Source organism: Kitasatospora sp. NPDC054768, assembly GCF_053612025.1.
The window spans coordinates 1,961-7,200 of the sequence record NZ_JBSHBN010000269.1; the positions used below are offsets into that span (position 1 = coordinate 1,961).

5 protein-coding genes are annotated in these 5,240 nt (G+C 73.8%); 1 reads left to right on the forward strand and 4 read right to left on the reverse strand.

The window, feature by feature from the left end:
• Positions 1 to 132: 132 nt before the first annotated feature.
• From ACWGKU_RS39600 to bioB, 4 genes are read right to left on the reverse strand one after another with little or no spacing between them, the layout of a single operon-like run.
• The gene (locus ACWGKU_RS39600; protein WP_359913369.1) at positions 133 to 579 is read right to left on the reverse strand and encodes a hypothetical protein; all 447 of its coding nucleotides are present in this window, start codon (positions 577 to 579) and stop codon (positions 133 to 135) included.
• A gap of 52 nt (positions 580 to 631) precedes the next feature.
• A complete protein-coding gene (gene bioD / locus ACWGKU_RS39605) occupies positions 632 to 1,390 on the reverse strand; it encodes a dethiobiotin synthase (RefSeq protein ID WP_452180666.1) in 759 nt (252 codons plus the stop codon).
• Positions 1,387 to 2,691, reverse strand: coding sequence for an adenosylmethionine--8-amino-7-oxononanoate transaminase (locus ACWGKU_RS39610; protein WP_401052112.1), 1,305 nt, complete (start codon positions 2,689 to 2,691; stop codon positions 1,387 to 1,389). The genes bioD and ACWGKU_RS39610 overlap by 4 nt, the downstream gene beginning before the upstream one ends.
• Positions 2,692 to 2,718: 27 nt before the next feature.
• Positions 2,719 to 4,002, reverse strand: a complete 1,284-nt coding sequence (gene bioB / locus ACWGKU_RS39615) for a biotin synthase BioB (RefSeq protein WP_452180667.1) — start codon at positions 4,000 to 4,002, stop codon at positions 2,719 to 2,721.
• A gap of 282 nt (positions 4,003 to 4,284) precedes the next feature.
• Here bioB and ACWGKU_RS39620 point away from each other — a divergent pair, with 282 nt between their 5' ends.
• Positions 4,285 to 5,139: a hypothetical protein gene (locus ACWGKU_RS39620; RefSeq protein WP_452180668.1), complete on the forward strand. Its 855-nt coding sequence runs from the start codon at positions 4,285 to 4,287 to the stop codon at positions 5,137 to 5,139.
• The last annotated feature ends 101 nt before the right edge of the window (positions 5,140 to 5,240 follow it).

A 5,240-nucleotide genomic window follows, 5' to 3' on the forward strand; every position in this document is an offset into this window, starting at 1 on the left:
GTTGTGCGTTTTAGCCCGCCCCGCTTCGGGGGGGGGTTTGGGTGGGGGGGGGGGGGGCGGGGGGCGGCGCTCTGCGCGCGGGGGCCGCTTTCCCCCCCCCCCCCCCACGCCGAACCGCGAATCCCCGCTCCCTCAGGTGCCGTTGAGGGCGTAGCTGCGGAAGGTCGCCAGCAGCGGCAGCACCTCGGTCTTGCTGGGGTCCTCGGTGACGGCCCGCATCGCGTCGATCACGGTGTGGGCGATGATCTTCGTCACCGAGAGGTCCTCCGCCGGGGCGAGGGTGCCCCAGGCCTTCAGGGTCTGGGTCAGCAGGGCGCTCATCCGGGCGCCGATGTTGGAGCTGACGGCGTCGGAGATCTCGGCGATCTCCTCGTCGCTCATGGTGGCGCGCAGCCCGAAGGCGAGCGCCATCAGGGTATCCATGGCGTGCTCGCCGTACGCGGCGACCAGTGCCGGCAGCGGCCGTTCACCGGTGCCGCCCGCCGCCAGGGCGAACAGCGCCTCGTCGTCGTCCTTCCACGCCGCCTCCAGGGCGGCCAAGGCCCGCAGGGCCTCGTCTGCGGTGAGCCCGTCTGTCATGGAAAGAACGGTATTGAGCCGTCCCGGCTTCCGACAGGGGCGGAAGCCGGGATCACCCCTTCGAGCGAAGCGGGGTCGATTCGGGCCGGTGGACGTGCGCGAAGTGCTCCGCGTCCCAGCTGCCGCCCAGCTCAGGGGCCAGCGAGGCGTACGCGAGGGTGGCGAAGTCCTCGACCCTGCCTGCTCGTTCCGGCAGGGCGCCGAGCAGTGGGGCGCCGGCGGAGCGGGGCAGGTCGGCCAGGTTGCAGCGCTCGGCGAGGCCGGGTTCGGCGGGCCAGGAGCCGACGAGCACGCCCGCGAGCGGCAGGCCCCGGGCCGCCAGGGCCTCCGCGGTGAGGGAGACGATGTTGAGCGTCCCGAGCCCGGCGGAGGCGATCAGCAGGACCTCGGCCGGAAGGCCGGCGTCGAGCACCGCCCGGGCCTGGTCGGCGAGCGTGCGGCCCTCGTCGTCGTAGCGGACCAGCAGCCCGCCCGCGCCTTCCACCAGGACCAGGTCGTGTGTGGAAGCCAGCTCGGCGACCTCGGACACCACGTCGGCGGGGGAGAGGTACGGCATCCCGGCCCGTCGGGCGGCGGTGTCGGGCGCCAGCGGCTCGGGGTAGCGCACCAGCTCACGGATCGTCAGCTCGCCCGCCAGGCGCCGGACTTCGGCGGCGTCGCCGGGCTCGTCGGCCGTCACACCGGTCTGCCCGGGCTTGAGCACGGCGACCTTCCGTCCGGCCCGCAGTGCCGCCGAGGCGACGGCGGCCGTGGCGACGGTCTTGCCGACGTCCGTGTTGGTCCCCGTCACGAAGAGGATGCGCGCGCTCATCCCTTCACCGCCGCGGCGGTCACGGCGGCAGCGATCCGTGCCACGTCCTCGTCCTCCGTCACATAGGGGGGCATGGTGTAGATCAGGTCCCGGAACGGCCGCAGCCACACGCCTTCGCGCGCCGCCGCCTCGGTGGCCGCCGGGACGTTCACCGGGTGGTCCAACTGCACGACGCCGATGGCCCCTTGGACCCGTACGTCGAGTACGCCGGGGACGTCGGCGGCCGCCGCGAGACCCTCGGCCAGCCCGGTCTCGATCCGCTTCACCTCCGTCGACCAGTCCTGCCCGAGCAGCAGCTCCAGCGAGGCGTTGGCGACCGCGCAGGCCAGCGGGTTGCCCATGAACGTGGGCCCGTGCGCGAGCACCGGCACCTCGCCGCGGCTGATCCCGTCCGCGACCTCGCCGGTGCACAGGGCGGCGGCCAGCGTCAGGTAGCCGCCAGTCAGCGCCTTGCCCAGGCACATCACGTCCGGCGAGACCCCCGCGTGGTCGGCGGCGAACAGGGCGCCGCTGCGCCCGAAGCCGGTGGCGATCTCGTCGAAGACCAGCAACACCCCGTAGCGGTCGCACAGTTCGCGCAGCATCCGCAGGTAGGCGGGGGAGTGGAAGCGCATCCCGCCCGCGCCCTGGACCACCGGCTCGACGATGACGGCGGCCAGCTCGTCGGCGTGACGCGCCATCAATTCCTCGAACCGCGCGGCGTATTCGGGGTCGATCGGAGCATCGAACCCGGCCGGCGGCTCCGGGGCGAACAGCTGGCCGGGCAGCACCCCGCCCCAGAGGTGGTGCATCCCGCCGTCCGGGTCGCACACCGACATCGGGTGGAAGGTGTCCCCGTGGTAGCCGCCGCGCCAGGTGAGCAGCCGGCGCTTGGCCGGCCGCCCGGTGGACTGCCAGTACTGGAGGCACATCTTCATCGCGACCTCGACGGCCACCGAGCCCGAGTCGGCGAGGAAGACGTGCCGCAGCGGCTCCGGGGTGATCTCCACCAGCCTGGCGGCCAGCCGGACGGCGGGCTCGTGGGTGAGCCCGCCGAACATCACATGGCTCATCCGCCCCAGCTGATCGCGCACCGCCTCGTCCAGCACCGGGTGCCGGTAGCCGTGGATCGCCGCCCACCAGGACGACATCCCGTCGACCAGCTCGCGCCGCCCGCCCGCGACCGGCTCGGCCAGGCGCAGCCGCACCCCGGAGGCGGACTCGACCACGTACGGGGTGACGGTCCCGGGCATCGGCCCGTACGGGTGCCACACGTGGGCGCGGTCGAGGGCGAGCAGGTCGGCCGCGGACGGCTGGAGCATGGTGCGTTCTCCGGAGGGTCGGAACTGTCAGGCGTTGGGCGCGAGTTCGGTGCCGGCGCCGCGGCGGCGGACCTTGACGAGGTCGCTGCGGAGCTCGTCCTCGGCGCCGGATTCGGCGACGGCCGCCGGGGAGACGGCCGCCGGGGAGACGGCCTCCGAGGGGATGGCCTCCGAGGGGACGGTCTCCGGGGCGGAGGCGTCCGAGCTGTGGGCGTGCCCGCCGCACGGCCCGCAGCCGCCGCCGCTGCCGCAGGCCGAGGCCGCGGTGCCGCAGCCGCCGCCCGCCCGGTCTGCCTCGGCGACGTCCGCGCGGTGGCGCGGCAGGGTGGCCTCGCCGGCGCCCTCGACCTCGAAGCCGGCGTCCTTGATCATGTCGAGGTCGGTCTGCCCGGCCTGGCCCTCGCTGGTCAGGTAGTCGCCGAGGAAGATGGAGTTGGCGATGTGCAGGCCGAGCGGCTGCATCGAGCGCAGGTGCACCTCGCGCCCGCCGGCGATCCGCACCTCGGTGTCCGGGTTGACGAAGCGGACCATCGCCAGGATGCGCAGGCAGCGCTGCGGGGTGAGGTTCCACTCCTTGGCGAGCGGGGTGCCCTCGAACGGGATGAGGAAGTTGACCGGGACGGAGTCCGAGCCCAGGTCGCGCAGGGCGAAGACGACGTCGACCAGGTCCTCGTCGCTCTCGCCCATGCCGGCGATCAGGCCGGAGCAGGCGGACAGGCCCGCGCCGTGGGCCTTCTGGACGGTGTCCACCCGGTCCGCGTAGGTGTGGGTCTTGGTGATGGTCCCGTAGGTGCCCTCGGAGGTGTTGAGGTTGTGGTTGTAGGCGTCGGCGCCCGCCGCCTTGAGCCGCTCGGCCTGGTTGTCGGAGAGCAGGCCGAGGCAGACGCAGATCTCGACCTCGGGGTCGGCGTCCTTGATGGCGGCCATGGTGTCGGTGACCCGGTCGATGTCGCGGTCCGTCGGACCGCGGCCGCTGGCGACCAGACAGACCCGCTTGGCGCCGCCGGCCACCCCGGCGCGGGCCGCGTCGGCGGCCTGGTCCGGCTTGAGCCAGGTGTACTTGAGGATCTCGGCCTTGGACCCGAGCCGCTGCGAGCAGTACGAGCAGTCCTCCGGGCAGAGCCCGCTCTTCAGGTTCACCAGGTAGTTGAGCTTGACCCGGCGGCCGAACCAGCGGCGGCGCACCTTGCCGGCCGCGGCGACCACGTCGAGCAGCTCGTCGTCGGTGGTGGCGAGGACGGCCAGGGCCTCCTCGCGGGTCGGGACTTCGCCGCGCAGGCCCTTGGCGGTGAGGGTATCGAGCAGATCCATGGGGCCGATCCTGCCTGGTGGTGATCGAGCGGCGCCAGAGCAAACCCGCCAGAAGATCGGTGTGAGGATGTGCCGATTGCCACAGTGTCGAAGGTCACGGCTCCGCCGCTGGTCACGCGCTTGACGCGAGGTCGGGCCAGAGGTTACCGGTGGGTAGGGAGTGGGTGGTGAACGGGCGGCGAGGGTGACGCCGGGCCGGTGGCCGAGGGCTGCGGCGGACGATGATCCACAACCCCCGACCCCGTGATCCACGCCACCCCCGGGATGCTTAGAATCTGCGCCATGACCACGCAGGGGGAGCGCACCCCGACTCCGGGAGAAGGCCGGGAAGGCCGGGCAGAGCAGCGGGTCGGCGGCGACGCCGGCACCGATGGGGGGACGGGCCGCACGCGGGGCCGTCGGCTGACGGTCCGTCGAACGGCCGGGTGGATCGTCGTCGTCGGCGTGGTCGCGGCCGGGGGATGGATCATCACCCGCCCGATGCCCGGCGACTACATACCCGGGCTCGGCCCCTCCAGCAAGGACGCGACCGCGACGCCGAAGGTGGTGGGCGCCCCGCCGCCGCGCACCGACCCCGAGGCCCTCAACGTCGACAACCTCTTCCCCGCCCAGCGGCCCGTCGAGGTCGGCGCCTTCAAGGCACGGCGCAACGGCGTCCGGCAGGGCGAGAACTGCGCCGAAGTGCTCCAGGACCGCGCCCAGGACCCGCTCAAGGACACCGGCTGCCAGAGCTACCTGACCGTCAGCTTCAGCGGCCAGGACCGCCCGGTGCTCAGCAGCGTCACCCTGCTGCGCTTCCCCGACCAGCCCTCCGCCGCCAGGGCCGCCGACGCCCTGCGGGCCAAGCCCGGCGCGGTCGCCTTCATCCTCGCCGACACCACCACCGCCCCCACCCAGCCGCCCGGCGGCGCCCGGACGGGCGGCGAGCCGCGGATCGAGGCGGTCGGGCACTACGTGACCGTCACCAGCTCGCGCTCGGGCGACGGCCGGCCGGCGACCACCACCCCCGGCAGCACCGGGGCGCCGGCCACGCCGCTCCCGGGGGCCACCGGCACGGCGCCCAGCAGCGAACAGACCCTGGACGAGGCCACCCGCGCGCTCTCCTACGCCGCGGGCTCGCCGTTCGCCTGGATGTGACGGCGGTCTGACGGCGGCCTGACGGCGGCGGCCTGGCATCGGCCCGATGACGAATCCCCCCGGAAGCTGCGGCCTCCGGGGGGATTCGTCATCGTCAGGAC